Consider the following 26,773-nt stretch of genomic DNA (forward strand, 5'->3'; position numbering starts at 1 on the left):
GGCCGGCCGGGCCCGCCGCGACCGCCCCTGCCCGGCCGACCGGCCCGGGCGGCCCGGGCGGCCCGGGCGGCCCGGCCATCGGGACGGGAGGCCGAGGGTGAGCCTGCTCGACCGGCACGTGGGGTTCGTGCACGCGCTACGCGAGGCCGGGCTGCCGGTGTCGCCGGCCGAAGGGCTGGACGCGGCCAGGGCACTGGAGGTGATCGACCTGACCGAGCGGGAGTCGCTGCGGGCCGCGTACGCCGCGACGCTGGTCAAGCGGCCCTCGCACCGGCCGGGCTTCGACACGCTCTTCGACCTGTGGTTCCCCGCCTCCACCACCGGCCTGCAGGCCTCGCACGCGGCCGGGCTCGACCTGCGGACCGCCGAGGTTCCCGAGCTGCGCGACCGGCTGGCCGAGCTGCTGCTGGGCGCCGAGGGGATGAACGAGTTCGCACGGGCGATGGTGGAGCGCTTCGGCCGCCAGGTGGCGAGTCCCGGCAGGCAGAACTGGTTCTCCTACTCGGTGATGCGGGCACTCTCCCCCCAGACGCTCATGGCACGGCTGCTCGCCGAGGTCCTTCTCGGCCAGGAGCGCGGCGGACTGGCCGAGAAGGTCGCCCGGCAGCGGATCGGCGAGCACACCAGGCGCTTCGAGGACGCCGTCTCACGCGACGTGCGCCGCCGGATCGCCGAGGACTCCGGCATCGAGCGGATCGCCCGCTCCTCCGTGCGCCCGCCGCTGGAGCAGCTCGACTTCCTGCGGATCACCAAGGCCGACCTGGCCAGGCTCCGCAGGGAGGTCCATCCGCTCGCCCGGCGTCTCGCCGCCAGGCTGACCGTCAAGCACCGGCTCGGCCACCGCGGCCGCCTCGACTTCCGCAGGACCGTACGGGCCTCGCTGTCCAGCGGCGGGGTGCCGCTGACCACCTTCAACAGGCCGCGCCGCCCGCACAAGCCCGAGCTGGTCGTGCTCTGCGACACCAGCGACTCGGTCGCCTCCTTCGCCCACTTCACCCTGCTGCTGACCTACGCGCTGCGCGAGCAGTTCACCAAGGTCCGCGCGTTCGGGTTCGTGGACACCGTGGACGAGATCACCCGGTTCTTCATGCCGGGCGCCGACGTGGCCGAGGCGATGACCCGGCTGGTGCAGGAGGCCGACATGGTGCGGTTCGGCCGGACCGACTACGGCCACGCGCTGGAGACGTTCGCCGAGCGGTACGGCGACGCCATCGGGCCGAAGACGTCACTGCTGATCCTGGGCGACGCCCGGTCCAACTACCAGCCGGCCGCACTGGAGACGCTGAGACGGCTGGCCAGGGACGCTCGGCACGCCTACTGGCTCAACCCGGAGCCGACCGCCCAGTGGGACACCGGCGACTCGGTGGCGACGGCATACGGGGGGATCGTGCCCATGTACGAGTGCCGCAACGTCACGCAGCTGGCGGCCTTCATCGAGGAACTCTCCTGAGCGGATTCCGGTTCTCCCGGCGCGACACCCGGGCACGGCCGACGTACGGTCAGCTCATCCGGCGCAGCACCCGGGCGGCGGTCGGCATACGGTCAGCTCATCCGGCGCAGCACCCGGGCGGCGGTCGGCATACGGTCAGCTCATCCGGCGCAGCACCCGGGCGGCGGTCGGCATACGGTCAGCTCATCCGGCGCAGCACCCGGGCGGCGGTCCTGGCGAGCACCTCCACCTGGGCGTCGTCGAAGTCCGCCCGCGGACCGTCCTTGATCCAGCGCACGACCAGGCGGGGCTTGAGGAGGGTGACCCCCTCCGCGGTGACCGACCGCCTGAGCTGCCCGCCGTGCACGGCGAGCAACGGCTCGATGGTGACGGGAATGCCCGACTCGCGGGAGAGCACCTCGGCCAGTGACTCGGAGACCTCGACGAGTGCCTTCGCCGTTTTCGTGCCGTACTTCTCGCCGAGGAACAGCCGGTCGCCGTACCGGGCGATCTCGGTCTCCGGGTGCCACGCCTCGTTGTCGACCACCCAGATGCCACCGGGGCCGATGACGAGGTGGTCGATCGAGGCCTTGCCCGGGATGGCCCGGCCGTCGAGGATATGGTAGCCGGACCTGCGCAGCCTGCGGCGGAGCCGCTTACCGGTGATGGTCTCGCCCCTGCGCTTGCCGCGCCAGACGGCGGTGGCGTCGTACTCGCGCCAGGTCCAGAACGCGTCCGCGGCACCGACGAGCACGCCGCACAGCAGCCCGAGGACAATCGGGGACAGGTTGAACCGGTAGGCCAGCGCGACGCCCACCGCCAGGCCGGCCGCCGCCTTGACCCCGCGCATCTTCCTGCGGTGGTCGGCCTCCTTGAGCCAGAACTGCTCGTACATGACCTGGGGTGACAGGCCGTGGACCTGGTCGACTGGCGTCACGTAGATAGATCCGCCGGGCATGACGAACCCCCCATGGCTCGATGCGGTCGTGAAGGAAAGTGGGGGGACCTGCCACACTGAAGATCCTTGGACTATGAAATACCCAATTGGGGGCTCCAGCTATCGTTGAATCGCGAAGGTGACGCAAGTAACACGTCTATGGCAATCACCCCCCGCTTGACCAACCAGTCGGTACGCTTTCCCACACCACACCATGGGGGACACGTATGACTCAGGACCAGGAGCCGGTACGGCAGCGCCTGCTCAGTGAGGCCACCCGCCTCTTCGCCGAGCAGGGCTTCGAGGGCACATCGGTGCAGGGGATCGTCTCGGCGGCCGGTGTCACCAAGGGCGCCATGTACCACTACTTCGACTCCAAGGACGACCTGCTCCACGAGATCTACGGACGTGTGCTGCGCATGCAGATGGAGCGGCTGACCCACTTCGCCGACGGCTCGGGGCCGGTGTCCGAGCGCCTGCACACCGCTGCCGCGGACGTCGTGACGACCACCGTGGAGAACCTGGACGACTCCAAGGTCTTCTTCCGTTCGATGCACCTGCTCGCGCCCGACACCCGCAAGGTCGTCCGCGCCGAGCGGCGCCGCTACCACGAGCGCTTCCGCGACCTGGTCATCGAGGGACAGCGCGAGGGCACCTTCAGGAAAGACGTCCCCGCCGACATCGTCGTCGACTTCTTCTTCGGCTCCATCCACCACCTGGGCACCTGGTACAGCGTGGAGGGCGCACTCTCAGGCGCGGAGCTGGGGGCGCACTTCGCCGACCTGCTGCTGACCTCACTCCGCCCGGAGTAGACGCTCTCCTTTACCAAGTAATCCCCCCACTCCGCCCCGGGCAGGCGCCCATCCCCCTTCCCCTGAGCGACAGGCAGCACCCGGAGCAAGCCCTTCTCCCTCGCTCGCGGGCCGGGTGGCACCGGCCCGCGAGCGGGGGAGGTCAGCGGAAATTCACGGACCCCTGTCCCGCGGCGGGACCAGGGGCGCGTACCTCGACCGCCGAGTGGTCTCTGGGAAGGCCTCACGAGTGGACCTTCGAGCAGGTCCACTCGGAGTCCTAAAGTCCTTTCCATGACCGCGCAGATGCCCGCTCCCATCACCCTCGAAGGCGACACCGTACGGCTGGAGCCGTTGACCGACGGCCACATCCCCGACCTGTTCGCCGCCGGCGGCCACGACGACGAGGTGTGGCGCTGGGTGACCGACCCCACCCCGCGTACCGAGGCCGAACTGGCCCGGATCGCGGCGCGACTGGTCGAGGCGGCAGACCACGTGCCGTTCACGGTGATCCTGAAGGAGAGCGGCCGCGCGGTCGGCTGGACCACCTATATCGACACGCCCGGGTACGCCGACAGCATCGAGATCGGCTGGACCTGGTACGGCAGGGCCCTGTGGCGCTCCGGGGTGAACACCGCGTGCAAGATCCTGCTGATCGACCACGCCTTCGACAAGCTGGGCGTGAACCGGGTGCAACTCAAGACCGACAACCTGAACATCCGCTCGCAGAACGCGATCAGGCGCATCGGCGGCGTTCACGAGGGCACCCTGCGCCGCCATCGCCGCCGCGCCGACGGCACATGGCGCGACACCGTCTACTTCGGCATCCTGGACGACGAGTGGCCCGCCCACCGTGCCCGCCTCACCGGCCCGGCCCGCTGAACGCCTCCCGAACCGGCCATCCGGCCATCCGGGCCTCTCCGGTTTCCCGGATCGCCCCTGGCCCCCGAATCTTTCGAGCTCCGGACCTCTCCGGTTTCCGCGACGCTTCGGCCGAGCCCTATGCGCCTTCCCGGCCGAGCATGCCACGCAGCAGTTCCCCGATCCCCCGGCGGAGGTCGTCCAGGGTCGGTTCGGCTCCGGCGCCGACGATGGCGTCGAACATGACGCCCTCGCCGAAGGCGACGAGCCGGCGCCCGTGCCGTACCGGGTCGGGCGACCCCGCGGCGGCGAGGATCGCGGCCGCGGGGTCACGGAAGCGCTCGCCGGCCCTGTCATAGATCGTGCGCAGCTCGGGACGGCGGGTGGCCTCCAGGGCCAGTTCGTAGCGGGCGATCGTCCGCCTGCGGGTTTGGGGCGCCGCGCGGACCTGGTCGCCGCGCTCTCCGCACGCCTCACGACCGGTACGGTCCGGCTGAACACCGAGGTCACACGGGTCGACCCGGACAGCGGTCTGGTGACCTTCGCCGGCGGGCGGACAGAGGCGGACCTGGTGATCGGGGCCGACGGCATCCACTCCCCCGTCAGGTCCACGCTGTTCCCCGGCCACCCCGCCCCAAGCTACTCGGGCATCACCGCCTGGCGGCTGCTCGTGCCCGCCCCGGGCGTACACGGCCAGGCATACGAGAGCTGGGGGCGCGGAAAGGTCTTCGGAGTCATGCCGCTGGCCGGGGACACGGCCTATTGCTACGCCACCGACACCGTCCCGGCGGGCGGCGGTGGCGGAGACCAGCCGGCCGAGCTGCGCCGGTTGTTCGGAGACTGGCACTCCCCGATCCCGGAGTTGCTCGCCGCCGCCACGCCGGAACGGGTGCTGCGGAACGACGTCCACCACCTCGCCCCTCCGCTGCCCGCCATGCACCGGGGCAGGGTCGCGCTGCTGGGCGACGCCGCGCACGCCATGACCCCCAACCTTGGCCAGGGCGCCTGCCAGGCGATCGAGGACGCGGTGGTGCTGGCCCACGTGGTCGGCGACGGCACGGGCGCCGTGTTCTTTGGCGGGGACGACGTGCTGGCCGGTTACACCGCCGCCCGGCTGGAGCGCACCTCCAGGATCGTGGCCCGGTCCGCCGCGATCTGCCGCGTCACCCGGCTGCGCAACCCGCTGGCCGTGCGGCTGCGCGACACGATGACGGCGCTCAGCTGGCGGCTCGCCCCCTCGCGCGTGAACGGCGCGATGGACGAGGTGCTCGGCTGGCCGCCGCCCTCAACCTGACCCACCACAAGAGGTGCTCGGCTGGCCGCCGCCCTCAACCTGACCCACCACGAAGGGCGCCTACGGCGAGACCGTCGCCTTCTCGCGTACCGAGGCCGGAACCCCGTGGTCCGGGGAGAGTTTCCCCAGGGTGACCGTCCCCCAGACGAGCAGCGCGACCGCGAAGAGCGCGGGAACCACGTTCAGCCAGCCGGTGGGCACCGCCTCGTCGAGCAGGAGCACACCGGCGAGGATCGAGGTGATCGGGTCGACCACCTGCACCGCCGCGTAGGAGATGCCGAAGTAACCCACCTCGTAGGTCTTCTGCAGCAACACGATCGCGCAGACGAGCAGCACCGGGATGGCGACCGTGAACCAGTTGAGCAGCGTGCCGAAGTCACCGCCGAAGTTGCCGCCCACCACCCGGACGAAGGTGGAGACGCTGGCGGTCATCGCTCCCGCGGCGACCGACAGCGTGAGTGCCTTGGCCGAGCCGGTCATCTTCCGTCCCAGCAGGTGGCTCACCACGATGACCAGCCCGACGCAGCCGAGGAAGCCCAGCGCCTCCTGGTTCGTCATGTGCGGCTTCACCGGGTGCACCGGAACCAGCAGCAGCAGGCCGAGCAGCCCGACGGCCACCGCGATTGAGCCACTGATCTCCGCCCGGTGCGGGCGCCTGCCGTGCAGCATCGCCGCCAGCGGCACCGCGAACACCAGCGTCGCCACGCTGATCGGCTGCACCGCGATCAGCGGCGCGAAGCTGAGGGCGACGGCGTGCAGGGATGCCCCGGTGAACCCGATGACACCGCCGAACCACCAGCGGGGCCGCCTCATCAGCTTCAGCGAGGCGCCTTCGGAGACCGCCTCGAACTGCTGGAGCGCGGCCCCCAGGGCGTAGCCCAGCGCGCCGACCAACGCGATCGATATCCCGACCCAGGTCATCGCCACCCCGCAGAGCGAACAGGACATCTGGGAAGAAGCGCTTCTTGGGTCACCCCGCAAGCTTAGAGCGCGAGACGAACGGGTAGGGACCTATGCCGTCTCTTGTTTCCCCCGGCGGCAGGTCGCCTAGTCGCCTGTCGGGCAGACGCAGAACAGGTGGCCCTCGGGGTCGGCGAGCACCACCCACTTTCCCTCACCGGGCTGGAAGGCGGGCCTGGTGGCCCCGATCTCCAGGTAGTCCCGGACCGCCGCCTCGACGTCTGCGACACGGACGTCCAGGTGGAACTGCTTGTTGGGGCCAGGCCACGCGGCGGGCTTGCGGTCGAGGTTCTGCTGGAAGTAGACGGTCATCGTGCCGTCGCCGATACCGGCGTAGGTGTCCTCCGCGTACTGGAGCTCATAGCCGAAGACGGCCGCGTAGAACTCGGCCAGTCGCCTGGGCTCGGCGCAATCGATGTTCACGGCCAGGAATTTCGCTGTCATGGTCATGGAACGATCGTCCCGCCCGTACCTGTCAGCTGTCGTCAGGTACGGGCGGGATACGCGGTTCTCTGGTCAGGTTTCCCGGGGCGTAGGACGGATACTCACGAGCGTCGCCGCGGCGGGTGGGGGCGAAGTTCAGCACCGCCCCCACCAAGCGGGCGCCGACGGAGGAGAGCAGGCCCAGTGCGTGTGCCACGTCCTGCTCGCGGGGCCTGCCGCACCTGGCCACCAGGAGTACCCCGTCGCAGTTCGCCGCGAGCGTCGCCGCGTCGGTGACCGGCAGTAGCGGCGGCGTGTCGATGATCACGATGTCGCAGGCGTCGACGAGCTCGTCGATCAGCAGGCGCATCCGCTGGGAGCCGAGCAGCACGCTCGGGCCGTCCGGCAACGGTCCACTGGGGATCACGGACAGCCGGCCGTCCGACACGTCCCGCTGCCGCATCACCGCGGACGTCTCGGCTCGGCCGGCCAGTACGTCGGTAAGGCCGGGCCGGTCACCTGTCTTCAGGTATTCGCCGATGCTCGGCCGCCTCAGGTCGCCGTCGACGAGGGCTACCCGCAAGCCCGCCTCGGCCAGGACGACGGCGAGGTTGCCGCAGATCCAGGACACGCCCTCGCCGGGGAGACAACTGGTGACCACCAGCGATCTGGGTCGGTGCTCGGCGTTCATGAACTGCAGGTTCGTGCGCAGCGTGTTGAAGGCCTCGATCTGGGCGGAGGAGCCGTCCCGCTCGGTGATCAGCGGGTGCCGCCGGGCGTCGCGCTCGTAGCCGATCTCGCTCAGCACCGGCACCGCGGTGGCCTTCCGCAGCGTTTGCGGGGTGCGGATCGTCGTGTCCAGCCGATCCCTCAAGATGATCACTCCCCCGATGACCGTCAGGCCGATCAGCGCGCCCAGCGCCACGTTGATCGGCAGTCGCGGCTCGATCGGCGCGGACGGCACCTGCGCCTGGTCGACTATCGAGACGCTCACCTTCGCCCCCTCCGGGGACTGAGCGGGGTGTTCGAGGTCGTCGATCAGTTGCGCGAAGGCCCGGCTCAGGGAGTTGGCCAGCCGCGCCGCGCGGACGGATCACCGTCGGTGACGGTGGCGCGCAGCAGCACAACGCGACGGAGTCCGCCGGATGCCGTTTTCGCAGATGAGATCGCCTCGCGACTACTCTTCACTTTCGTAATCTTACTTTGAGTAATCGATGTCGATGTGGGAGAGACCCCCATGACCGGCGAACGTGTCGCGAAACAGGGAATCAGGATCCGGCAAACCGGGTCGAAGATTCCGTGGTCCTCACCTTGCTCCACCGGCCGGGCCGGTGACCAGGGGCACCTCGGCGTCCCAGCGGCCCGGTGACCAGGGGCACCTCGGCGTCCCAGCGGCCCGGTGACCAGGAGCACCTCGGCATCGCAACGGCCCGGTGACCAGGAGCACCTCGGCATCGCAGCGGCCCGATATCCCCGGCGAGCAGCCTGCCGCTCCGGAGACCTCGCGAACCCGCTCCGATCCATGAACAATCGATCTTTGCATCACAATGTGCGAAGAGACGGAACGCGAGCCCGCGAACGGGCGTTGGAGGGAACGTGGCCTCGATAACTCAGCTCTTCAGGCGCTTCCTCGAACGCCCCGGCACCATCGACCTGTCGAAGTTCGAGCGGGTCGTGGCGGACGCCGGGACCCGCGAGGAGCGGATCCGCGCGCTCGACGAACTGCCGACGCCCTCCGTCGACGACATGGCGGAGTTCTGCGCGATCGTAAGGGAGGCCTCGCGCCGCACGCTCGACCTGCGTCCTTACGACGTGCAGTTGGTCGGCATGCTGGCGATGCTGTCGGGAAACGTCGCGGAGATGGCGACCGGCGAGGGCAAGACCCTGTCCGGCGCGATGGCCGCCGCCGGATACGCCCTGCAGGGCAAGCGCGTCCACGTCATCTCGGTCAACGACTACCTGGCCCGGCGTGACGCCGAATGGATGGGTCCGCTGTACGAGGCGCTCGGCGTCTCCTGCGGCTGGATCGGACAGAACTCCACGCCCGGGGAACGTAGGGCGGCGTACGCGGCGGACGTGACGTACGGCTCGGTCAGCGAGATCGGCTTCGACGTGCTGCGCGACCGGCTGAGCACCCGCGTGGAGGACCTGATCGTGCCCGCGCCGGCCGTGGCGGTGGTCGACGAGGCCGACTCCGTGCTGGTCGACGAGGCCAGGGTGCCGCTGGTGCTGGCCGGGGCCGCCGACCCAGGCGACGCGGTGCCGGAGATGGCGGCGCTGGTCAGGCAGCTGGTCAAGGGCTACCACTACGAGCTCGACGATCAGGCGCGCAACGTCCACCTGACGACCAAGGGCATCGACACCGTCGAGCAGGCGCTCGGCCTCGACCTCTACGACACCCCCGCCACGCTGACGGAGGTCAACCTCGCCCTGCACGCGCACGCTCTGCTGACCAAGGACGTCGACTACATCGTCCGGGACGGCAAGGTGCACCTGATCAACCCGTCGCGGGGCCGGGTGGCGCTGCTGCAGCGCTGGCCGGACGGCCTGCAGGCGGCGGTGGAGGCCAAGGAGGCGCTGTCACCCTCGGAGACCGGCGAGATCCTCGACTCGATCACCGTCCAGGCGCTGATCACCCGCTACCCGGAGAAGTGCGGCATGACCGGCACCGCGGTCGCGGTCGGCGACCAGCTGCGGGAGTTCTACGACCTCAAGGTGGCCGTGGTCTCCTCCAACCGGCCGTGCGTGCGGACCGACGAGCCCGACCGGCTCTTCGAGTACCGGATGGAGAAGGACCTCGCGCTGGTCGAGGAGATCACCGAGGTGCACGCCACCGGCCGGCCGATCCTGATCGGCACCATGGACGTGGCCGAGTCCGAACGCCTGGCGCTGACCCTGAGCGGCCGAGGACTGGAGTGCGTGGTCCTCAACGCCAAGAACGACGCCGAGGAGGCGGCCATCATCTCCCTGGCCGGTGAGCGCGGCGCGCTCACCGTCTCCACCCAGATGGCCGGGCGCGGCACCGACATCCGCCTCGGCGAGGGCGTCGACGAGCTCGGTGGCCTGTACGTCATCGGCTCGGGACGGCACACCAGCAGCCGGCTGGACGACCAGCTCCGCGGGCGCGCGGGCCGTCAGGGCGACCCCGGCGGCTCGGTCTTCTACGTCAGCGGCGAGGACGAGCTGATCACCCACTACGTCGCCGACGAGTACGCCAAGGGCGTGCCGGAGCACTCCCTCGTGGGCCACGCCCAGCGGGTCGCCGAGGGCGTCAACATGGAGATCCACCGCAACACCTGGCGCTACACCCGCCTGCTCGAACGCCAGCGCGGCCAGTTGCTGGAGCGCCGCGACCGGGTCCTGCGCGAGCGGGTGGCCGGCGATGCCCTGGCCTCGGCCGCCCCCGAGCGGTGGTCGGAGCTGGCGGAGAGCGCCGGCGAGGAGGTGCTCCACGAGGCCGCCCGCCAGATTGTGCTGTTCCACCTCGACCGCGGCTGGGCCGACCACCTGGCCTACCTGGGGGAACTGCGCGAGGGCATCCACCTGCGGGTTCTCGGGCGGCTCAACCCGATCGACGAGTTCCACAAGGACGCGGTCCCGGCCTACCAGCGCCTGCTGGCCGAGATCGAGTCGCGCTCGGTCGAGACCTTCGAGACCGCCACGGTGACCGAGGACGGCCTCGACCTCGACGGCGCGGGCCTCAAGCGCCCCACCGCCACCTGGACCTACCTCGTCCAGGACAACCCCTTCGGCACCGAGTGGGACCGCATCCTCAACCGCCTCACCACCAAGGTCCGCCACCGCTGACCGTTCATCGGACGGCCGTCACGCCAGAGATGGCCGTCCTTCAGGCTCGGCGTCATGCCGACCAAAGCACGGCTCACCACTCATGGCGACCGGTAGGCGTCCGCCCGATGCTGGATGGTAATCACCTGCACCACGATCCGGCCGTCGTCGATCAGATAGAGCACCCGGTAGTCGCCTCGCCGCGCTGACCACTGCGGGGCGAGGGGCTCATCGAGAGGCTTGCCCACCCGGCGAGGATTGTCCAGAAGCGGGCCGGTGATGAACTCCCAGACCGCGGGCACGACCTTCGCCGGCAGCCGCTCGGCGAGATCCTGCCTGGCACGACGGGTGAGGCTGAGTTCGTACCGCCCGCTCACAGACGGCCGGTCCGGCGAAGCTCGGCCTCCACCTCCTCCTGCGAGAAGGTGCGTCCCGAATCCAGGTCGGCGAGCCCCTCTCGGATGGCCGCCACGGTTTCAGCCGAGGCGAGAATTTCGATCATCTCACGCATCGTGTCGTAGTCATCGGCGGCCAGCAGCACGGCGGCGGGCACGCCGTTACGGGTGATCTCGAACCGCTCGTGGGTGCTGACAGCGGACTCGACGATTCCGGAGAGTCGGTTTCGCGCGTCTGCCAGAGAAAGAACCGTCATGTACATAATTCTAGCCAATGAGGGTTTCAGGGGCCAGCCTTCCGACGAACACGAACTCCTGGCCGTCTCCTCCACATCATGGCAGGCATTATGTCTTCAGTAATGGTTTTGCTGATCATCACCGGTTATCGTGTGCTGCATGACCACCACCAGCGCGTCCCGGCCGGTAGGTGAGCTTCTGCGCCAGTGGCGGGAGCGCCGGCGAATGAGCCAGATGGACCTGGCGATCCAGGCGGACATCTCCACCCGGCATCTGAGCTTCGTGGAGACCGGAAGGTCCAAACCGAGCAGGCAGATGATCCTGCACCTCGCCGAGGAGCTGGAACTCCCCCTCCGCGAGCGCAACCACCTGCTGCTCTCCGGCGGTTTCGCACCGCTCTACTCGGAGACACCGCTCAACTCCCCGCACATGGCGTCCGTACGCGAGGCGCTGGGACAGGTGCTCAGCGGGCACGAGCCGTACCCGGCGGTGGTCGTCGACCAGCGCTGGAACCTCATCGACCGCAACTCCGCCACCGGGCTGCTGCTGCGCGGGGTCGCACCCGAACTGCTGGTCCCCCCGGTCAACGTGCTCCGGCTGAGCCTGCACCCCAAGGGCATGGCGCAGCAGATCATCAACCTGGGCGAGTGGCGGGCCCACCTCCTGCACCGGCTCCGCCGCCAGATGAGCCTCACCGCCGACCCCGAGCTGGCCGAGCTCTGGCAGGAACTCGACGACTACCCCTGCGACCAGCCCGAGCCGGAGATAGACCGGCCAGGACCCGGTCACATCGTGATCCCGCTCAGGCTCCGTCGCGGCTACCGGGAGCTGGCCTTCTTCAGCACCATGGCCACCTTCGGCACCCCACTGGACATCACCGTCGCCGAGCTGGCCATCGAGGCGTACTTCCCCGCCAACCCCGAGACCGCCGCCTACCTGCAGCACCAGCACCACCCGGACTGACCAGGGTGGTGGAAGGCGTACGCGGGGGTGCGGCACGCGCCCGCACCGCACCCCTGCGACCTCAGCCGGAGACCCCGGCGCCGGACCTGGCCGCGTCGGACTCGTCAGCGCCGGACCTGTCCGCGCCGGACTCGTCAGTGCCGGACTCGTCAGTACCGAGCTTGTCGGCGCCGACTCTCCCCGCGCGCGACGCCGCGATCCTGGCCAGGACGACGTCGATGACGAGGAAGGCCGACAGCGAGATGCCCAGCAGCGGGAGGAACACGCCCACGGCGATCACCACGACCGCCAGGGGAAGGAGCACGACCGGGGGAAGCCTCCGCAGACCGCCGCGCCTGTAGGGGGCGCCGAAACCCCGGGTCGGGCGGCGCAGCCACCACATGCGGTAGCCCCACACGATGACCGAGATCAGCGCCAGTGCCAGTACGGCCAGCAGGATCTGGTTGGCCAGGCCGAACAGCAAGCCCATGTGCCCGTCGATGCCCCACCGGATCAGCTTGGCCACGACGGGGAAGTCGTCGAAGCGCAGCTCGGCGCTCACCTGGCCGGTGGTGGGATCGACCGCCACCTGGTCGTTGCGCTGCGGCCAGAGCCGGTCCATCTCCTTGACGACGTACGAGCTCCCCGGCTCGGACGGCCAGACGACCTCAAGCGGTCCGGACAGGCCCCTGCCCGCCGCCGCCTGGACCACCTGGTCGGCGTCGACGGTCTGGGTGCCACCTCCTCCGTGCCCCCCGGCGGCGTGGTCACCGTGGCCGCCGGAGGAGGGCATCGACGGGGTGGACCAGCCGAACGAGGTCTGCAGCACGTCGACATTGGCTCCGGCGTACTTCGACCAGGTCAGACCGGTGGCCGACAGGGCGAGCAGGCCGAGAAGCGCCCACAGGCCGACCGAGCCGTGCCAGGAGAGGGTCCCGCGCAGACCGCGGGCGCCGCGCTCGGGCGCGACGACGCGGCGCAGCCGCCGGCCTGCCCGGCGGCGACGGGTCAGCCAGAGCACCAGCCCGCCGAGTCCGACCAGCCAGAGCCAGCTGGCGGCCATCTCGCTGTAGACGCGTCCCGGCTCGCCCAGGTGCAGGTGACGGTGGAGCTGGGAGATCCAGGTTCGCACGGGCAGGGCGCCCGAGCTGCCGTAGCTCTCCAGCGCGCCCCGGACCTGGCCGGTGTACGGGTCGACGAAGACCGCCAGGCGGGTGCTCTCCGCGAGGCCGGGCACGTCGAGCAGCACCCGGGTCGTCTGGCCCGGCTCGTCGAAGGTCCGCACGGCTCCGAGGGTTCCCTCGGGGTGCGCGGCGGTGGCGGCGGCGACCTGCCGTGCCAGCGGCACCTTCTGCTGCCCCTGGGGGACCGGGACGGTCAGCTCGTGGGAGTGGACCACCTGCTCCAGCTGGAAGGAGGCCGCGTACAGCAGGCCGGTCACCGCCGCCACCAGCAGGAAGGGCGCGACGAGGATGCCGGCGTAGAAGTGCAGGCGGAGCAGGAGCGAGCGCAGCGTCGCCCAGGTGGAGGGGGTGCGGGGGGTGGCGGGTGTGGACGGTCCAGCCTCGGGCTGGAGGTCGACGTTCGACGTCATGGGAGTTCTCCGTTCGCAGGGAACGCACGCACCGGCAGGTACGCGTCACCGCGGTGTGGGGTTCGGTTCGAGGGTGCCGATCCGGTTCGCCGGGACGGTCGTCGCGAGAGCGTGACGGCATCGGGGCAGGAGACCGGGAGAGCACTGCGAGAGCCGGCTCGCCACCCCGGGCGGGGTGGCAGGACGCCGGCTCACCGCCCGGGAAGGGCGCGAGGGAGTTCGGGCCGACCGGCCGTGGCGAACCGGCGGGACTCCGGGTTCACCGTCCGGGAAGGGCGCGACGGTTCACGGTCCGGAAACGCGCGGCGCTCGGAGCCCCGGGCCTCGGGAGGGTACCCGAGCCCCCGGAAGGAGCCGCAGGCCCCGAGAGGGTACGCAAGCCCCGGAAGGAGCCGCAGGCCCCGAGAGGGTACGCAAGCCCCGGAAGGGCACGACGGCGTCCGGGCGCGCGGGCCCGATGTCAGATGCCGAGCGGGAGCGCGGGCGGCCCGCGACGTGACACCGCGGCGGCGAGCAGCCGGGTGCGGAGTGGGACCCGGTCGTCGGGCGCGACGGGCGGGGCGACGCGGCAGGCGACGGGCGCGCGCCACAACAGCAGGGTGAGTACCGAGGCGAAGAGCAGGTACAGGAGCATGGCCAGGCCGCACTCCCCCCGCTCCAGCCAGTGGGCGGACAGCAGCGCCATCACGGCGTGCACCAGCAGCATGAACACACCTGTGGACAGGCCACCGGCACCGTGCCCGTGCCCCGTCGCCGGTGTGACCGCGCCGGAGGTGAACCACAGGTGCATGCCGTACTGCGCGGCGAAGCTCGCCCCGAGCAGCATGCCGAAGCCACGCTGCCGCCGGGCGAGGAGGAACGCGCCCGCCGCGGTCGGCGGCACCGCCCAGACCAGCACGCCCGGCCCGACCGGAGTGCCTCCGGCCAGCACGTGCATGGCCAGCGACGCCGTCACGCACACGACCGCGAACACCGCGGCGCGAACAAGACGGAAGGCGTGCATGGGGTAATGGTGACAGAAAACAACGGCCCCGCCATACCCCTGATTCGGAGTAAAAAGTGTGGATTTGTACCACTCGACGGGTACATCACGATCGTGTGGCCCGGTGCCGCTCACCCTCGGGAGCCCCCGACCCGGCGATGCCCTCGGTGCTCGCATCCGGGACCCCCGCGCCGGTGGCGCCGGAGCTCCGCACCCCGGCTACCGGGGGTGCGGGGCCGCTGGAGAGGGCGGCACGGCCCCGGCTATCGGGCGACCTTGGGCGCGTGGTCGGCCACCTCGACCTTCAGCAGCGCCGTCGAGGTCAGCACGCTGCCCACCGGGGCCCCGGCCCTGGCCGCGTCCACCACGACGACGCGCTCGCCCAGGTACAGGTAGGTGGCGGGGTCGAAGATGTACTCGTGCCGTACCCCACCCTCCCGGTTGGCCATGGCCGCCGCGACCCCTGCGCGTCCCGCGGCGTCCTCGACCCCGTCGACGGTCTCGACACCGGGGATCGTGCCGGTCGCCTTGAAGAGCGCGGCCCGCTGGGCGGCCGGCAGGTACGCCTGCGTGATCATCGAACCGACCCGCCCCCAGGCCTCGTAGTGATCGAGGGGTCCCCCTGACAGACCGGTGTAGAGATGCTCACGCATCCCGGCGGGGTCGGTGGGCAACCGGCTCAGGTGGGCGTAGTCGGTGCGCAGGTGGTCGGGACGGATGTCGATGCCCTCAAGTCTCGACGGCTCGCCCCCGCCCCCCGCCCGCCGCCTGGCCTCGGCGGGCAGCGGCTCTCCCGGATACGGCTCCGGTTCCAGGTGCTTAACCGATATGACCCCCTTATCCAGGGGAGAACCCTCGGCCGGTAGCCAGAGCTTGATCATGCTGCGGTCGAGGTAGCGGCCCTCCTCCAGCTTGACCGGAAACATGGCCTGCGACTCGTAGGCGAGGAACTGGCCGGGCCTCGGGTGCAGCTCGTCCTGCCTGCTCGCGGTGTCGGCGGCCCGCTGGAGGACCTCCGACATCGCCATCGGCGCCACCCTGACGGGTTCCTTCGGACGCGCGGCGAGGTTGGCATACACCACTCCCGTGATCACGGCGGCCGTGGCCCCGACGGCGAGGCTCGTCCGTAGGCTCCTCCGGACGAGCCCGCGCGGGTTCATCGGGCGACCATCCGGGCGCGCGGCCCGCGCGTTGCCGTGGGCGGCGATCTCCGACAGCAGCCGCCGCTCCTCGGCGCGCAGTTCCCGCAGGTCAGGATGGGGCACCTCGGCGCGCAGCCGGTTCAACCGGGTCATCTCATCCGTGACTTCTCCGTTCCCCGGGGGGAGCGGCTTCTCGACTCCCCCGGCCGAGGCAGGCGACGGCCGGACCTTGACCGTTCCGAACACAGGAACCGTGACGGGGAAGCGCTTCACCTGCCGGATAAACCTGGCAGTCCCCTTGCTAAACATGATGGAAGGGCTCCTCGCTGACAGACGTGGGATCGACTCCGCCGAGTTGCCTGCGTACCTTGCTCCGGGCGCGGTTGACGCGCGAGCGGACCGTGCCCACCGGGATGCCCAGCGACTGGGCGGCCTCCGAGTAGGTCAGACCACCCCACGTCACCAGCAGCAACACGTCCCGGTGGCCCGTGGGCAACCCCGCCAGGGCGGCCGCCAGGCTCCGCCGTACCGCACCGGCGCTCAACCGCTCGTCGCTGCGCTCGGTGAACGGGACGGTCACCGGATCGACGCCGGTCCGTTCGAGAACGCGCAGCTGCCGCACCTCGACGCGCCGGTGCCGCCTGATCAGGTTGGTCGCGATGCCGTACAACCACGGGCGCGCGCTGAGCTGGGACGGGTCGTAGCCCTCCCGCCCGCGGAACGCCACCAGAAAGGTGTCCGCCACCACGTCCTCCGCCGCGTCGACCCCCAGCCGCCGGGTGACGTAGCGCTTGATCTCCGGCGCGTGCCGGTGGAAGACCTCGGCGAACGCCTCGGGCTCCCGCCGGGACCGCTCGATGAGTGAGGCGTCGTCGATCCCCGCCCCCGTGGAGGGGATCTCCGACCCGTCAGCGGAGAAGGGGCCGTCATCCCCCACCTCGTCGTGGGAGAAGACCGCGCCGACCTCCGTCCCGGTCCGGCTCGTCTCGCTCATATCCGGCCTCTCGGCTCTCGGTCAGGACACCCGTTGTTGCCTTCCCGAGCACCCGCGGTTCCCGAAGGCGACGAGGACATTCCCCGGATGTCGCACCGCGCCATGTTTCAGAGGCTTCTCACACGGCCGCGTGACAGCCGTTCTCCACGTTTCGGAGACTCCTCGAAATCGAGGCCCAGCCCACTCCATATTGGTCATTTTCCGTTATGTCTCCGCGTAGAGTCTCAAACTCCGAGTCCTGCCGATCCCGATCCCGATCCCGATCCCGATCCCGATCCCGATCCCGATCCCGATCCCGATCCCGATCCCGATCCCGATCCCGATCCCGATCCCGATCCCGATCCCGATCCCGATCCCGATCCCGATCCCGATCCCGATCCCGATCCCGATCCCGATCCCGATCCCGTCGAGGAGTGAATCACGTGCGCCCTCCCGCCCATGACCTGCCGGACTATCGCAGTCGCGTGAGAGGTTGCCTGCTGGGCGGCGCGCTCGGCGACGCACTGGGGGCTCCCATCGAGTTCGAGTCGATCGGGAGAATCCGCAGGCAGCACGGGCCTGCGGGAGTGACCGGGCTGGTTCCCGACTGGCGTGGCACGGTGGGCCTGATCACCGATGACACGCAGATGACGCTGTTCACCGTGGAGGGGTTGATCCGCGGGGGCGACCTCGGCGCGGTCCACCGCGCCTACCTGCGCTGGCTGGACACCCAGCGGCATCCTTCCCCACCCCCCACCGCGAACGACCGCTCCCCCGGCTCCTCGGCGTACGATCCAAACGCCTCGGGGAATGACCCGATCCGCACCGGCCTGCTCCGCGAGCAGAGGTGGCTCTACTCCCGGCGAGCCCCGGGGAACGCCTGCCTGTCGGGCCTGCGGCACCGGCACGCAGGCGTCCCCGCGCCGTTCGGTAGGCCGGGTCCGGTCAACCCCGATTCCAAGGGCTGCGGAACGGTGATGCGCTCGGCCCCGTTCGGCCTGCGCGCGCGAAGTCCACGGCACGCCTTCGACCTGGCCGCCGAGTGCGCCCAGCTCACCCACGGCCACCCCACCGGCTACCTCGCCGCCGGCGCCTTCGCGGCCACCATGCACTTCCTGGTGACTCCCGCCGAGCAGAGCGGCTTCCCGACTCCGCCGCCGAACGTGGCGGAGGACGAGCCGCTCGCGCGGGCCGTACGGAAGGCGGCGGACCTGCTGGAGACGTACCCCTCGCACGAGGAGACCAGCCAGGCGCTGCGCACCGCCGTGTCCCTGGCGGCGGAGGGTGATCCGAGCCCGGAGCGGGTCGAGTCACTCGGCGGGGCGTGGGTCGCCGAGGAGGCGCTCGCCATCGCGGTCTACTGCGCCCTGGCGTACCCCGCGCCCGGCGACGTCGGGCGGGCGCTGCTGCTCGCGGTCAACCACTCCGGCGACAGCGACTCCACCGGGGCCGTCTGCGGCAACCTGCTGGGAGCCCTGCACGGCGAGGCCGCGCTCCCCTCCGGCTGGCTCACCCACCTGGAGGGCCGCGACGCCATCACCGAACTGGCGGACGACTTCGCGGCCTGGTCCGCTGGAGATCATGAGATCACCGACGCCTGGCTCAGGAAGTATCCCGGCGCCTGAGGTCGATGTCGGCCGGGACTCCGGTTGCTCACCCAACTCCCGGCGACCTGTCGGAGCGACCATCACATCTAAAACATGCCGCCGTCCGCCCACGAACCCGCCCGGCTGGACTGAACGCCGACCCGGGCGGCTCGTCACGCGATTCCTGTCTGCCGCCTGAGTTCGTTGCGGGCCAGGGAGTTCTTGTGCACCTCGTCCGGGGCACCGGCGAACGTCGTCATTCGCGCCTTATCGTCGTCCCAGCCGTCAGGCGCGGGGCCCGCCGGCGACGTAGATCACCTGACCGGACACGAACGAGGCCTCCTCGCGTACGAAGAACGACACCGTCGCGGCGATGTCCTCGGGCCGGCCGACCCGCCCGACCGGGATCTCCTTGGCCGCCGCCGCCTTGAAGTGCTCGAACGGCACCCCGACCCGCTCGGCGGTGGCGGCGGTCATATCGGTCTCGATGAACCCCGGCGCGATCGCGTTCACGGTGACCCCGAACCTGCCCAGCTCGATCGCCAGCGTCTTGGTGAAGCCCTGCAGGCCGGCCTTGGCCGCGGCATAGTTGGCCTGCCCCCGGTTGCCGAGCGCGGAGGTGCTGGACAGGTTCACGATGCGCCCCCACCTGGCATCGGTCATGTGCTTCTGCGCGGCCCTGCTCATCAGGAACGCCCCGCGCAGGTGCACGCCCATCACCGCGTCCCAGTCGGTCGCGGTCATCTTGAACAGCAGGTTGTCGCGGGTGATGCCGGCGTTGTTCACCAGTACCGTCGGAGCGCCGAGCTCACCGGCGACCCTGGCCACCGCGGCCTCCACCGCCTGCTCGTCGGCCACGTCCATGCCGACCGCCAGTGCCCTGCCACCGGCGGCCTCGATCTCGTCCACCACCGGCTTGCACGCCTCCTCGTCCAGGTCCAGGACCGCCACGGCGAATCCGTCCTCGCCGAGACGCTTCGCGACCGCGGCGCCGATGCCGCGGGCGGCCCCGGTGACCATCGCGATGCGACCCGGCTGCCGGTTCTGCTGCTCGTTCACTTGGTCTTCTCCTCTGCTTTCCACGTTCTGTCGCCGGTCAGAGACCGAGGTCCCGGCCGATGAGCTCCTTCATGATCTCGTTGGAGCCGGCCCAGATCCTGGTCACGCAGGAACGCCCGGACCGAGCCGCGGAACGCCTCGTGGTCGGAGCTGTAGATACTGCGCCTCAAGAGAACCTCGCACGAGCAGGCTGACTAAGCGCTTGCTTATCACTAAGCGCTTGCTTAGCCTTCCTCAATTGCGACATCCTTGTCAACGCCCCAACCGCAAGGGGAGCTTGTGCGCCAGATCGCAGAAAGTGGTGACGTGCCGGACGACCACCCCCCGACAGGGGAAACCCGCCCGGAGAACGCCCGCGACCGGCTGATCGCCGCCGCTGTGGAGTCCTTCGCCGCCAAGGGATTCCACGGCACGACCACCCGCGACATCGCATCGGCGGCCGGGATGAGCCCCGCGGCCCTCTACGTGCACTACAAGTCCAAGGAGGAGCTGCTCTACCTGATCTCACGGTCGGGACACGACCTCACGCTGCGGCTCGTGCGAGCGGGCGCGGCGAGCTCGGACGACCCGGTGGAGCAACTCCTGGCGGTCGTCCGCGAGTTCACCATGCACCACGCCTGCAGCCACACCAGCGCACGCGTCGTCAACTACGAGCTCTCCGCGCTCAGCCCGGAGCACCACAGGGAGATCAGCGCCGTACGGCGCGCCATCGGGCAGGAGATGCGTCAGATCGTGGAGGCCGGCGTCGCCGGCGGCGTGTTCCACACCGCCAACCCGCGGATGAGCGCGCTCGCGCTGCTGTCGCTCGGCGTCGACGTCGCCCGGTGGTATCGCGAGGAGGGCGAGTGGAGTGCCAAGGACATCGCCGACCACTACTGCGAGCTCGCCCTGCGCATCATCGGGGCACACGGGTAGTGCGGTGACCGGAAACCCTTGCCGGGGCCGGTGGCCACCGGTCGTCCAGGCTCCGCAGTCCTACCTGCGCCGGCGCAACGCAGGCGCCCGTCGCCCCGGACGCGCTGGGCGCCCAACGCCCAACCCGGTGAACGTTCCCAGTCACAGCACTAGCCGAAACTTTGGCCGATATTCAGGCCAGAGATATCATCGTTGCATGGAAATCATTCCGATCAGCGAAGCGAAGGACCGGCTGACCGAGCTGGCGGATCGGGCCGCCCGCGAGCACGATCACTTCACGCTCACCCGGAACGGGCGTCCGCATGCCGTCATCGTGTCCGTGGCCGAGTGGGAGTCTCTGCAGGAGACACTGGAGATCCTCGCTGATCCGGAGATGCGCGCAGACCTGGTCGAGGCCGCGGCTGCCGAGGCTCGCGGCGACGTGACCACCGAGGAGGAGATGGCCGCCATCATGGCCGCTCGCCTCGGCAAGGCGAGCGCGTGAGCGACCGATACACGGTTCTCCTCGACCCGCCCGCCTGCCGCGCACTCGCCTCGGGCCTCCCCGAGACCGTGGCGGCCGCGGCCTGGGAGCTGATTACCGGTGCCATCGCACGCGAGCCCTGGCGCGTAGGCAAACCTCTTCAAGAGCCATACGAAGGGCTACATGTCGCCCGACGCGGAACTTATCGTGCTGTCTATCGCATTGACGAAGACAAGCACACCGTGACGATCCAAACCATCAAACACCGTCGAGATGCCTATCGCCCGTAGCGGCCGACGGAGCGCATGTGCAGAGCGAGCTCCGGCGTGTCACTCGCCGCACCGCCCGCGTTCCACTGCTCGTCCACGCCCGGCAACCGCCTCTTGATGACGCGAAGGCCGGGCGCCCGATTTCATCGGTAGTCCCGGCCTCACTTCCAACACCCACCGGGGGTGCGGCAACGCCACAAGAGTGGCACGTTCGCGTGCCATGCTCCCGATGCTGTTGGTGAACGAGAGCAGTGCCCCAGCGCTTACATCTCCGATGTCTCACCACATCGGGAATGTCCGTTTTTCCGACCTGTGGAATCTCCGGCGTTGACCCTGCCCCCGTGCGTGGCAAGGATCGGGGGATACTGATTACGGAGGTGTTACGCGATGGCCAAAGTGCTGATCGTCACAGGTGATGCGGCGGAGGACCTGGAGGTGATGTACCCCTACCAGCGGCTGCTTGAGGAGGGGTACGAGGTGGACATCGCCGCGCCGAGCGTCAAGAAGCTCCAGTTCGTGGTGCACGACTTCGTCGACGGCTTCGACACCTACACCGAGAAGCCGGGGCACACCTGGCCCTCCGACCTCGCGTTCGCGGACGTGGAGCCGGAGCGGTACGCGGCGCTGGTGCTGCCCGGAGGCCGGGCGCCGGAGTACATCCGCAACGACCGCCAGTGCCTGGAGATCGTCAGGCACTTCGCCGAGAGCGGCAAGCCGATCGCGGCGCTCTGCCACGGGCCGATCCTGCTGGCGGCGGCGGGCGTGCTGAAGGGCCGGGAGAGCAGCGCCTACCCGGCCTGCGCCCCGGACGTCGAGGTGGCGGGCGCGACCTGGATCGACAGCGAGGCCCACGTGGACGGAAACCTGGTGACCGGACGGGCCTGGCCCGACCATCCGGCGTGGATGCGCGAGTTCATGAGGGTCCTCCGTGTCGCAACCGGCTGAGAGCCAGGGACTTCTCTCGTCCGTCCAGCGCGCGCTGCGCGTGCTGGAGGTGGTGGGGTCGGCCGGTGACGGCGTCACCGCCAAGGCCGTGGCGCGGCGCTGCGGTTTCAAACTGTCCACCACCTACCACCTGCTGAACACGCTCATCCACGAGGGCTACCTGGTCCGGCTGCCCAACTCCCGGGGCTACGGCCTGGGCTACAAGCTCACGTCGCTGAACCAGCGTCTCCGCGACCAGCTCGGCAGCACGCCGCTGGTGTCGGAGGCCCTCCAGCACGCCCACCGGATCAGCGGCACCGCCGTCTACTACAGCGTGCTGCGGGACGCCCACCTCGTGGTCGCGGAGGTGGTCGACTCGCCGGAGACACCGCGCGTGCAGCCGCTGGACGTGGGCTTCCACGAGGCGGCACACGCGACGGCGTTCGGGAAGGTGCTCCTCGCGCACCTGCCCGCCCGCCGGACCTACCTCGCCGAGTTCGGACTGCGCCGCCTCACCAGCAACACGATCACCCGGCTGGAGGATTTCGAGGAGGAACTGGACCGGGTCAGGGCGACGGGCATGGCCCAGGAGGTCGAGGAGTTCCGTCCCGACCTCGCCTGCGTCGCCGTTCCCGTCCTCGACGCCTCGGCGAGCGTGGTCGGCGCCGTCACCGCCTCGGCCCCGCTCGACTACTTCCGCGCGCACCGCGACCTGATGATCGAGGGTGTACGCGAGAGCGCCCGGCTGCTCGACCCGCGCGGCTGACGGGGCATCGGCCCCCAGGACCGGCCCGCCTTCCCGGCCCATACGGCGGGAGAAGTGGCGGCCCGGCACGAAGCAGGCGATGGGGCGGTAGGGCTCTCGCCTGCGGACGCGATTGACCGCGTCGTGCAGAGCACGTGCCGTCCGGGACGTGTGGATGCGGCCCTGCCGGTTGCCGAGTTCCTGATAGACCTCATCGATGACGCTTCGGGCGCTGTCCGTCCCCCACGGCCCACAGGGTCGAGACGACATGCCGGAAGTTGCCGAGGAGCAGTGCCACCGAGAGGTGGATCGCCTCGTTCGGCAGGTCCGTGCCGCCGACGGCCGTCTGGCAGGCGGACAGCACGGCGAGCTCCGCCGTTTCCAGATCGAGGCGGGCGAGGTCGGTGACCTTCAGAGGCCTGTCGTACAGGTAGAGCGCGCCCTGGCTGGAGTCGGCGAGGTCCTGTCCGGCGTGGCAGGCGAAGTGGACGCAGCTGTGCGAGGCCAGCAGGTCAAGTGCCTGCTCGCAGGTGGCGTCGGCGTTGAGCCGTGCGGTGTGCCGGTCGGGGAACCGGCGCCGCAGTGACTCCGCCTCCCCGCTGGGCTCCGGGCAGCGGGTCCAGGGTCGGCGCGTATCGCGGCCGGTCGCTCAGGGCCAGGATCAGCAGCCGCCGCATCTGATCCGACGAGAGGATCAGCGCCGTCGCTCCTCAGACTGATGCGAATCATCGCTTCAAAGGCGGGTTCCGGAAGTCGCGCCGGAGTCCCGCGGCCGGCTCCAGAAGGGTGGAACCGACATATCACCCACTTCTTCCTTATTTACCGCCATCGCGGGGGGGAAGCCCCCCCTCTACCATCCACCGGACGTGCACGTGGGAACAGTAGAGCAAGGTAGAAATCACCCCTTAATGCCTGAAAGGTCCATATTTTCTATTTTTAATATGCTTATTATAGAGTTAGAGTTAAATGGCTGAAAGCGGAGCGGGGAGAATGGCGTGGAGGCGATATCGCCGGGAACGGGATCTTTGCCGCCGGACTTCGCCGGGATCGACCCCGAGCTGATGCAGGGCTTCATCACCGCGCTGGAGCGCGGTCGCGACGTGATCGGCGAGCAGACCGAGCGGATCCGGCAGCTGCTCGCAACGGCCGAGGTGCCGGCGGAGGGACTGCTGCCGCTCAGGGAGATCGACGGCTGGGTCAGCGACGAACTCCTGGGGCTGCGCAACCGCCTGCAGACGATCAACCAGGACCTGCCCATGCTGGGAGTAGGAGTCAGCCTCCCAGGACAGACCTCGGCATGGACCGGCGGCCAACCTGGGGACCCGTTCCAGTGGGGGCTGCTGCCCTACGACGAGAAGACCGGAAAGTCCCCGGCGGGCAGCGCCAAAGAGGGCACCGAGCTCGCCTTTCAGCTCTCGCGACTTCCCCCGTCCACCCTCGGCCTGCCCGATGCCGCCTACGACCGGATCCTCGGCAAACTCGCCGACGGGCAGCAGGACGCCTATCTGACCGCCGGGTTCTTCCGGGTCCTCGGCCCCGAGGGCATGCTCGGCATGATCCAGCGTCTGGAGAGGTACGACAAGAAGGCGGGCGACCAGCACCGGAAGGTCATCGGCGACGCCCTGGCCACCGCGGTCGGCGCGCAGCCGGGTCTCCTCGGCTCGGCCTGGGAGGCGGGCAACCTCAAGAAGGCGCCGGACGGCGAGCTGGCGTCCCTGCTCCGGTACGGCATGTTCCCCGCCGCGTGGCTCACCGAGATAGCGCGGGGCAGGGTGGGAAAGCCGGTCGGCGACGGCGACGGCACCCGTCCCCGGCGGTGGAAGACCGACCTCGTCCCACTGCTGCCCGCCCTGGCCAACAACCCCGACGTGGCCAGGGGCCTGTTCAACGCCATGTCGCGCGAGGACCTCAGAGACCTGCTCACCGAGCTCAACCGCCCAGAAACCTCAAAAATCTATAAAACACCCTGGTTTGGGCTGGAAACCCCCAAACATCCCTGGCGGTGGCCGACGAGCGTGGACTTCGACATCGGCGCGGAGTTCGGCCGGATGCTCGCCGCCGGAGGCGGCGCCTACGAGAAGGGCCCGCACAGCCCCGAGGCCGCGAAGTTCGCCTTCAATGTCATGACCATCATGGGCGACCTCAAGGACACCGACGGCACCGAGGACTCCCCGGCCACCCCGATGGAGGTCGCGCCGGCAGCCAGGATCTACATGTCGACGCTGGCCGGCGCCTACGCCACCGAGATCACCGAGGGCGCGAACATCGGCGACGCCAACATGACCGAGGCGAGCACGCTCAAGCCCTTCACCTCGGCCTTCGGCACCACGGCGGCGTTCACCCTGAGCCCGAAGGACACCTACAACTTCCTGAAGACCTTCGCCGACTCCGCGAAGAACCTCGCCCCGTTCGACCAGGGCATGGGCCGTTTCTCCCAGCAGCTCATCGCCGACGCCTCGGCGACGGCCCGGCGCACCGGCGACGTCGAACACCTGGACAAGGCGTTCACCGCCCTGGGCAACGTACGCGGCTTCGAACTGGCCGCCGTCGAGAAGGTCCAGGGCAACCTGGACATGATCGACAAGCAGCGCAAGGATACGGTGAACTTCCTCCGCGACGCCGCCATCGGGCTGGCGAGCACGCTCTACGCACCGAACCTGGTGTGGGGGTTCGGCTGGCTGGCGCTAAGCACCTCCCTCTCCGCCGAGGGCGCCTTCGGCAAGGAGGACGAGACCCGGATGGACAAGGCCAACAAGGACGACAGGGCGGCGACCCTCAGCCGCCAGCACACGTACGCGCAACTGCTGATGGCCAACGGCTTCACCCCGAAGGTGACAGCCGCCGAGTTCCAGGCCAGCTGCCCACCCGGCGTGTCCATCATCGACGCCAAGGGCAACCTCAGACCGTTCGCCGAACTGATCAAACAGGGCAACAAGGGGTTGGAGTCCTTCGAGCGGTGGGCGGTGGCCAACGGCATGGGAAGCGAGGCCAAGCTTTCACTTGGAAGGCTGTCCAACGACACGGCGAGCTGGTTCGAAGGCAGCAACAAGCGAGGCCGGGAGCGCGCTCTGGCCTTCGACAGTTAGCTCACGAGGTTGGGAGACACTCGGTTTCACCTCTGACCGCGTACTGCCCGTTACCTGGCGACTCCAAAGTCATCTTTGTCTTGTACTCGTCGTTGGCAAGCTTGATAGGAGCATCGCCACGGTCTTCAACGATGCGATAAGGAGCTACCCCAGAAAGTGAGCCCAGCAAGAGAGTGTTAAGACTGTCCGCCCCACGTTCTGTTGCCGGATCCCTGCCGACAGCAGCGAAGGTCCGCTTTTCTTTGCCCTCACCACATGAAATATCACGCCCACCGGAATCGGTGATTCGGACATCCAAAGCGTGGCGCTCCTTCATCAACTCGGTGATATGAGTTTTGAGGGTCTCGCCCGCTTCGGCCGCCGTAGGGCCGCTATCCCCACATCCGGCCACACCCAGTAACACCACCGTACAAACCAGGACACCGCGCCGCACAAAACGTCCCATGCATTCCTCCAGGGCTGGCCGATGTGCCGTAGACCCAATAATGTCCAATAGTCCGTCCGATGTATCCGCATCCGAAGAGGGATAAATGAATTCTCGCCCGGAGGATCTGGTGCCCAACCCGCGGCGCCAACTGCTGGAACAGACGTTGACGGAGCTCAGGGCGCGGGTCGCCGTCCTGGAGGCCGCCCTCGACCCGGCCCACGGCCAACTCACCGGCCGGCCGACCTGGGTGGGGCCAAAGGCCCGGACGTTCGTCGAAGACCTCACCGCCCGCCGCGTACGGCTGCGCCAGGCGGCCAGGGCACTCGTCGACGCCCTCGAAGAGGAACTCCGCTCCGCCCCGGCCAAGATCCCGCCCGCCGCCGCGCGGTACTGACCTGCAGCGCCCTCAACCCCGGAACCGGCCAGTTGCGTTCCCGGTCCAGGGTGAAGGCCTCGATCCGGCCATTGCGGAGCGACGTGCCGCATGTTCCCCTCGACGGGCGGACCGGACCGACGATCCAGATCACCTGACGTTCGGATCAGGGCGCAGCCG

29 protein-coding genes are annotated in these 26,773 nt (G+C 69.6%); 15 read left to right on the forward strand and 14 right to left on the reverse strand.

What is annotated here, in order from left to right:
- The first annotated feature begins 97 nt into the window (after window positions 1–97).
- Window positions 98–1,450: a vWA domain-containing protein gene (locus OG884_RS07445; protein ID WP_326643487.1), complete on the forward strand. Its 1,353-nt coding sequence runs from the start codon at window positions 98–100 to the stop codon at window positions 1,448–1,450.
- 178 nt (window positions 1,451–1,628) lie between these two features.
- Here the strand turns inward: OG884_RS07445 and OG884_RS07450 are convergent, their stop codons facing one another.
- Window positions 1,629–2,387 (reverse strand): nuclease-related domain-containing protein, encoded by a 759-nt coding sequence (locus OG884_RS07450; protein WP_326643488.1) that lies wholly within the window; start codon window positions 2,385–2,387, stop codon window positions 1,629–1,631.
- A gap of 206 nt (window positions 2,388–2,593) precedes the next feature.
- Here OG884_RS07450 and OG884_RS07455 point away from each other — a divergent pair, with 206 nt between their 5' ends.
- Both OG884_RS07455 and OG884_RS07460 read left to right on the forward strand, forming a co-directional pair.
- Window positions 2,594–3,178 (forward strand): TetR/AcrR family transcriptional regulator, encoded by a 585-nt coding sequence (locus tag OG884_RS07455; RefSeq protein WP_326643490.1) that lies wholly within the window; start codon window positions 2,594–2,596, stop codon window positions 3,176–3,178.
- Window positions 3,179–3,451: 273 nt separating this feature from the next.
- Window positions 3,452–4,039, forward strand: a complete 588-nt coding sequence (locus OG884_RS07460; protein ID WP_326643492.1) for a GNAT family N-acetyltransferase — start codon at window positions 3,452–3,454, stop codon at window positions 4,037–4,039.
- Window positions 4,040–4,157: 118 nt separating this feature from the next.
- On the opposite strand, the gene OG884_RS07465 is transcribed toward OG884_RS07460, so the two are convergent.
- Complete coding sequence (locus OG884_RS07465; protein ID WP_326643494.1) at window positions 4,158–4,613, reverse strand: hypothetical protein; 456 nt, start codon at window positions 4,611–4,613, stop codon at window positions 4,158–4,160.
- Between OG884_RS07465 and OG884_RS07470 the strand changes: the two genes are divergently transcribed.
- Window positions 4,590–5,312 (forward strand): FAD-dependent monooxygenase, encoded by a 723-nt coding sequence (locus tag OG884_RS07470; protein WP_326643496.1) that lies wholly within the window; start codon window positions 4,590–4,592, stop codon window positions 5,310–5,312. The two genes, OG884_RS07465 and OG884_RS07470, sit on opposite strands and share 24 nt — an antisense overlap.
- A gap of 60 nt (window positions 5,313–5,372) precedes the next feature.
- Here OG884_RS07470 and OG884_RS07475 read toward each other — a convergent pair whose 3' ends face one another.
- The 3 genes from OG884_RS07475 to OG884_RS07485 all read right to left on the reverse strand — a co-directional run bounded on the left by OG884_RS07475 (window position 5,373) and on the right by OG884_RS07485 (window position 7,770).
- Window positions 5,373–6,260 (reverse strand): DMT family transporter, encoded by an 888-nt coding sequence (locus OG884_RS07475; RefSeq protein WP_326643498.1) that lies wholly within the window; start codon window positions 6,258–6,260, stop codon window positions 5,373–5,375.
- A 99-nt stretch (window positions 6,261–6,359) separates the two neighbouring features.
- Window positions 6,360–6,722, reverse strand: coding sequence for a VOC family protein (locus tag OG884_RS07480; protein WP_326643500.1), 363 nt, complete (start codon window positions 6,720–6,722; stop codon window positions 6,360–6,362).
- A gap of 25 nt (window positions 6,723–6,747) precedes the next feature.
- On the reverse strand, window positions 6,748–7,770 hold the full coding sequence (locus OG884_RS07485; RefSeq protein ID WP_326646870.1) for a polysaccharide biosynthesis tyrosine autokinase: 1,023 nt from the start codon (window positions 7,768–7,770) through the stop codon (window positions 6,748–6,750).
- Between the two features lie 521 nt (window positions 7,771–8,291).
- Between OG884_RS07485 and secA2 the strand changes: the two genes are divergently transcribed.
- Window positions 8,292–10,502, forward strand: a complete 2,211-nt coding sequence (gene secA2, locus OG884_RS07490) for an accessory Sec system translocase SecA2 (protein WP_442811647.1) — start codon at window positions 8,292–8,294, stop codon at window positions 10,500–10,502.
- A gap of 80 nt (window positions 10,503–10,582) precedes the next feature.
- Here secA2 and OG884_RS07495 read toward each other — a convergent pair whose 3' ends face one another.
- Window positions 10,583–10,858, reverse strand: a complete 276-nt coding sequence (locus tag OG884_RS07495) for a type II toxin-antitoxin system RelE family toxin (protein ID WP_326643502.1) — start codon at window positions 10,856–10,858, stop codon at window positions 10,583–10,585.
- Complete coding sequence (locus OG884_RS07500) at window positions 10,855–11,133, reverse strand: type II toxin-antitoxin system Phd/YefM family antitoxin (protein ID WP_326643504.1); 279 nt, start codon at window positions 11,131–11,133, stop codon at window positions 10,855–10,857. Before OG884_RS07500 ends, OG884_RS07495 begins: the two co-directional genes overlap by 4 nt.
- Before the next feature lie 139 nt (window positions 11,134–11,272).
- On the opposite strand from OG884_RS07500, the gene OG884_RS07505 reads away from it, so the two are divergent.
- On the forward strand, window positions 11,273–12,076 hold the full coding sequence (locus OG884_RS07505; RefSeq protein WP_326643506.1) for a helix-turn-helix domain-containing protein: 804 nt from the start codon (window positions 11,273–11,275) through the stop codon (window positions 12,074–12,076).
- Between the two features lie 61 nt (window positions 12,077–12,137).
- Here the strand turns inward: OG884_RS07505 and OG884_RS07510 are convergent, their stop codons facing one another.
- From OG884_RS07510 to OG884_RS07525, 4 genes are all read right to left on the reverse strand, one after another.
- Complete coding sequence (locus OG884_RS07510; RefSeq protein ID WP_326643507.1) at window positions 12,138–13,649, reverse strand: PepSY-associated TM helix domain-containing protein; 1,512 nt, start codon at window positions 13,647–13,649, stop codon at window positions 12,138–12,140.
- A gap of 460 nt (window positions 13,650–14,109) precedes the next feature.
- A complete protein-coding gene (locus tag OG884_RS07515; protein WP_326643509.1) occupies window positions 14,110–14,652 on the reverse strand; it encodes a hypothetical protein in 543 nt (180 codons plus the stop codon).
- Window positions 14,653–14,894: 242 nt separating this feature from the next.
- A complete protein-coding gene (locus OG884_RS07520) occupies window positions 14,895–15,926 on the reverse strand; it encodes a CU044_5270 family protein (RefSeq protein ID WP_326643511.1) in 1,032 nt (343 codons plus the stop codon).
- Between the two features lie 148 nt (window positions 15,927–16,074).
- Window positions 16,075–16,767: an RNA polymerase sigma factor gene (locus tag OG884_RS07525; protein ID WP_326643513.1), complete on the reverse strand. Its 693-nt coding sequence runs from the start codon at window positions 16,765–16,767 to the stop codon at window positions 16,075–16,077.
- Window positions 16,768–16,854: 87 nt separating this feature from the next.
- Between OG884_RS07525 and OG884_RS07530 the strand changes: the two genes are divergently transcribed.
- Window positions 16,855–17,184, forward strand: a complete 330-nt coding sequence (locus tag OG884_RS07530) for a hypothetical protein (RefSeq protein WP_326643515.1) — start codon at window positions 16,855–16,857, stop codon at window positions 17,182–17,184.
- 5 nt (window positions 17,185–17,189) lie between these two features.
- Window positions 17,190–18,371, forward strand: a complete 1,182-nt coding sequence (locus OG884_RS07535; RefSeq protein ID WP_326643517.1) for an ADP-ribosylglycohydrolase family protein — start codon at window positions 17,190–17,192, stop codon at window positions 18,369–18,371.
- Between the two features lie 246 nt (window positions 18,372–18,617).
- Here the strand turns inward: OG884_RS07535 and fabG are convergent, their stop codons facing one another.
- The gene (gene fabG, locus OG884_RS07540; RefSeq protein WP_326646872.1) at window positions 18,618–19,358 is read right to left on the reverse strand and encodes a 3-oxoacyl-ACP reductase FabG; all 741 of its coding nucleotides are present in this window, start codon (window positions 19,356–19,358) and stop codon (window positions 18,618–18,620) included.
- A gap of 312 nt (window positions 19,359–19,670) precedes the next feature.
- Between fabG and OG884_RS07545 the strand changes: the two genes are divergently transcribed.
- From OG884_RS07545 to OG884_RS07565, 5 genes are all read left to right on the forward strand, one after another.
- Window positions 19,671–20,306, forward strand: a complete 636-nt coding sequence (locus OG884_RS07545) for a TetR/AcrR family transcriptional regulator (protein WP_326643519.1) — start codon at window positions 19,671–19,673, stop codon at window positions 20,304–20,306.
- A gap of 196 nt (window positions 20,307–20,502) precedes the next feature.
- Window positions 20,503–20,790 (forward strand): type II toxin-antitoxin system Phd/YefM family antitoxin, encoded by a 288-nt coding sequence (locus OG884_RS07550; RefSeq protein ID WP_326643521.1) that lies wholly within the window; start codon window positions 20,503–20,505, stop codon window positions 20,788–20,790.
- 68 nt (window positions 20,791–20,858) lie between these two features.
- On the forward strand, window positions 20,859–21,059 hold the full coding sequence (locus tag OG884_RS07555; protein ID WP_326646873.1) for a type II toxin-antitoxin system RelE family toxin: 201 nt from the start codon (window positions 20,859–20,861) through the stop codon (window positions 21,057–21,059).
- Between the two features lie 366 nt (window positions 21,060–21,425).
- The gene (locus OG884_RS07560; protein ID WP_326643523.1) at window positions 21,426–21,983 is read left to right on the forward strand and encodes a DJ-1/PfpI family protein; all 558 of its coding nucleotides are present in this window, start codon (window positions 21,426–21,428) and stop codon (window positions 21,981–21,983) included.
- Window positions 21,967–22,728, forward strand: coding sequence for an IclR family transcriptional regulator (locus OG884_RS07565; protein ID WP_326643525.1), 762 nt, complete (start codon window positions 21,967–21,969; stop codon window positions 22,726–22,728). The genes OG884_RS07560 and OG884_RS07565 overlap by 17 nt, the downstream gene beginning before the upstream one ends.
- 190 nt (window positions 22,729–22,918) lie before the next feature.
- On the opposite strand, the gene OG884_RS37420 is transcribed toward OG884_RS07565, so the two are convergent.
- Window positions 22,919–23,290 carry a CHAT domain-containing protein gene (locus OG884_RS37420; protein ID WP_442811715.1) on the reverse strand — a complete coding sequence of 124 codons (372 nt, stop codon included), beginning with the start codon at window positions 23,288–23,290 and terminating at the stop codon, window positions 22,919–22,921.
- 412 nt (window positions 23,291–23,702) lie between these two features.
- Between OG884_RS37420 and OG884_RS07575 the strand changes: the two genes are divergently transcribed.
- On the forward strand, window positions 23,703–25,793 hold the full coding sequence (locus tag OG884_RS07575) for a hypothetical protein (protein ID WP_326643529.1): 2,091 nt from the start codon (window positions 23,703–23,705) through the stop codon (window positions 25,791–25,793).
- Between the two features lies 1 nt (window position 25,794).
- On the opposite strand, the gene OG884_RS07580 is transcribed toward OG884_RS07575, so the two are convergent.
- Window positions 25,795–26,238 (reverse strand): hypothetical protein, encoded by a 444-nt coding sequence (locus tag OG884_RS07580; protein ID WP_326643530.1) that lies wholly within the window; start codon window positions 26,236–26,238, stop codon window positions 25,795–25,797.
- An 85-nt stretch (window positions 26,239–26,323) separates the two neighbouring features.
- On the opposite strand from OG884_RS07580, the gene OG884_RS07585 reads away from it, so the two are divergent.
- Window positions 26,324–26,614 carry a hypothetical protein gene (locus OG884_RS07585; RefSeq protein WP_326643532.1) on the forward strand — a complete coding sequence of 97 codons (291 nt, stop codon included), beginning with the start codon at window positions 26,324–26,326 and terminating at the stop codon, window positions 26,612–26,614.
- Window positions 26,615–26,773 lie beyond the last annotated feature (159 nt).

The organism is Streptosporangium sp. NBC_01755, assembly GCF_035917995.1.
Taxonomy (GTDB): domain Bacteria; phylum Actinomycetota; class Actinomycetes; order Streptosporangiales; family Streptosporangiaceae; genus Streptosporangium.

Excerpts from the sequence above, each read along its gene's own strand:
- OG884_RS07580 (WP_326643530.1), bottom strand. The coding sequence starts at position 26,238 with ATGGGACGTTTTGTGCGGCGCGGTGTCCTGGTTTGTACGGTGGTGTTA.
- OG884_RS07585 (WP_326643532.1), top strand. The coding sequence starts at position 26,324 with ATGAATTCTCGCCCGGAGGATCTGGTGCCCAACCCGCGGCGCCAACTG.
- OG884_RS07530 (WP_326643515.1), top strand. The coding sequence starts at position 16,855 with ATGTCGCACCGCGCCATGTTTCAGAGGCTTCTCACACGGCCGCGTGAC.
- OG884_RS07455 (WP_326643490.1), top strand. The coding sequence starts at position 2,594 with ATGACTCAGGACCAGGAGCCGGTACGGCAGCGCCTGCTCAGTGAGGCC.
- OG884_RS07515 (WP_326643509.1), bottom strand. The coding sequence starts at position 14,652 with ATGCACGCCTTCCGTCTTGTTCGCGCCGCGGTGTTCGCGGTCGTGTGC.
- OG884_RS07560 (WP_326643523.1), top strand. The coding sequence starts at position 21,426 with ATGGCCAAAGTGCTGATCGTCACAGGTGATGCGGCGGAGGACCTGGAG.
- OG884_RS07480 (WP_326643500.1), bottom strand. The coding sequence starts at position 6,722 with ATGACCATGACAGCGAAATTCCTGGCCGTGAACATCGATTGCGCCGAG.
- OG884_RS07525 (WP_326643513.1), bottom strand. The coding sequence starts at position 16,767 with ATGAGCGAGACGAGCCGGACCGGGACGGAGGTCGGCGCGGTCTTCTCC.
- OG884_RS07450 (WP_326643488.1), bottom strand. The coding sequence starts at position 2,387 with ATGCCCGGCGGATCTATCTACGTGACGCCAGTCGACCAGGTCCACGGC.
- OG884_RS07475 (WP_326643498.1), bottom strand. The coding sequence starts at position 6,260 with ATGTCCTGTTCGCTCTGCGGGGTGGCGATGACCTGGGTCGGGATATCG.
- OG884_RS07505 (WP_326643506.1), top strand. The coding sequence starts at position 11,273 with ATGACCACCACCAGCGCGTCCCGGCCGGTAGGTGAGCTTCTGCGCCAG.
- OG884_RS07500 (WP_326643504.1), bottom strand. The coding sequence starts at position 11,133 with ATGACGGTTCTTTCTCTGGCAGACGCGCGAAACCGACTCTCCGGAATC.
- OG884_RS07520 (WP_326643511.1), bottom strand. The coding sequence starts at position 15,926 with ATGACCCGGTTGAACCGGCTGCGCGCCGAGGTGCCCCATCCTGACCTG.
- OG884_RS07460 (WP_326643492.1), top strand. The coding sequence starts at position 3,452 with ATGACCGCGCAGATGCCCGCTCCCATCACCCTCGAAGGCGACACCGTA.
- OG884_RS07550 (WP_326643521.1), top strand. The coding sequence starts at position 20,503 with ATGGAAATCATTCCGATCAGCGAAGCGAAGGACCGGCTGACCGAGCTG.
- OG884_RS07510 (WP_326643507.1), bottom strand. The coding sequence starts at position 13,649 with ATGACGTCGAACGTCGACCTCCAGCCCGAGGCTGGACCGTCCACACCC.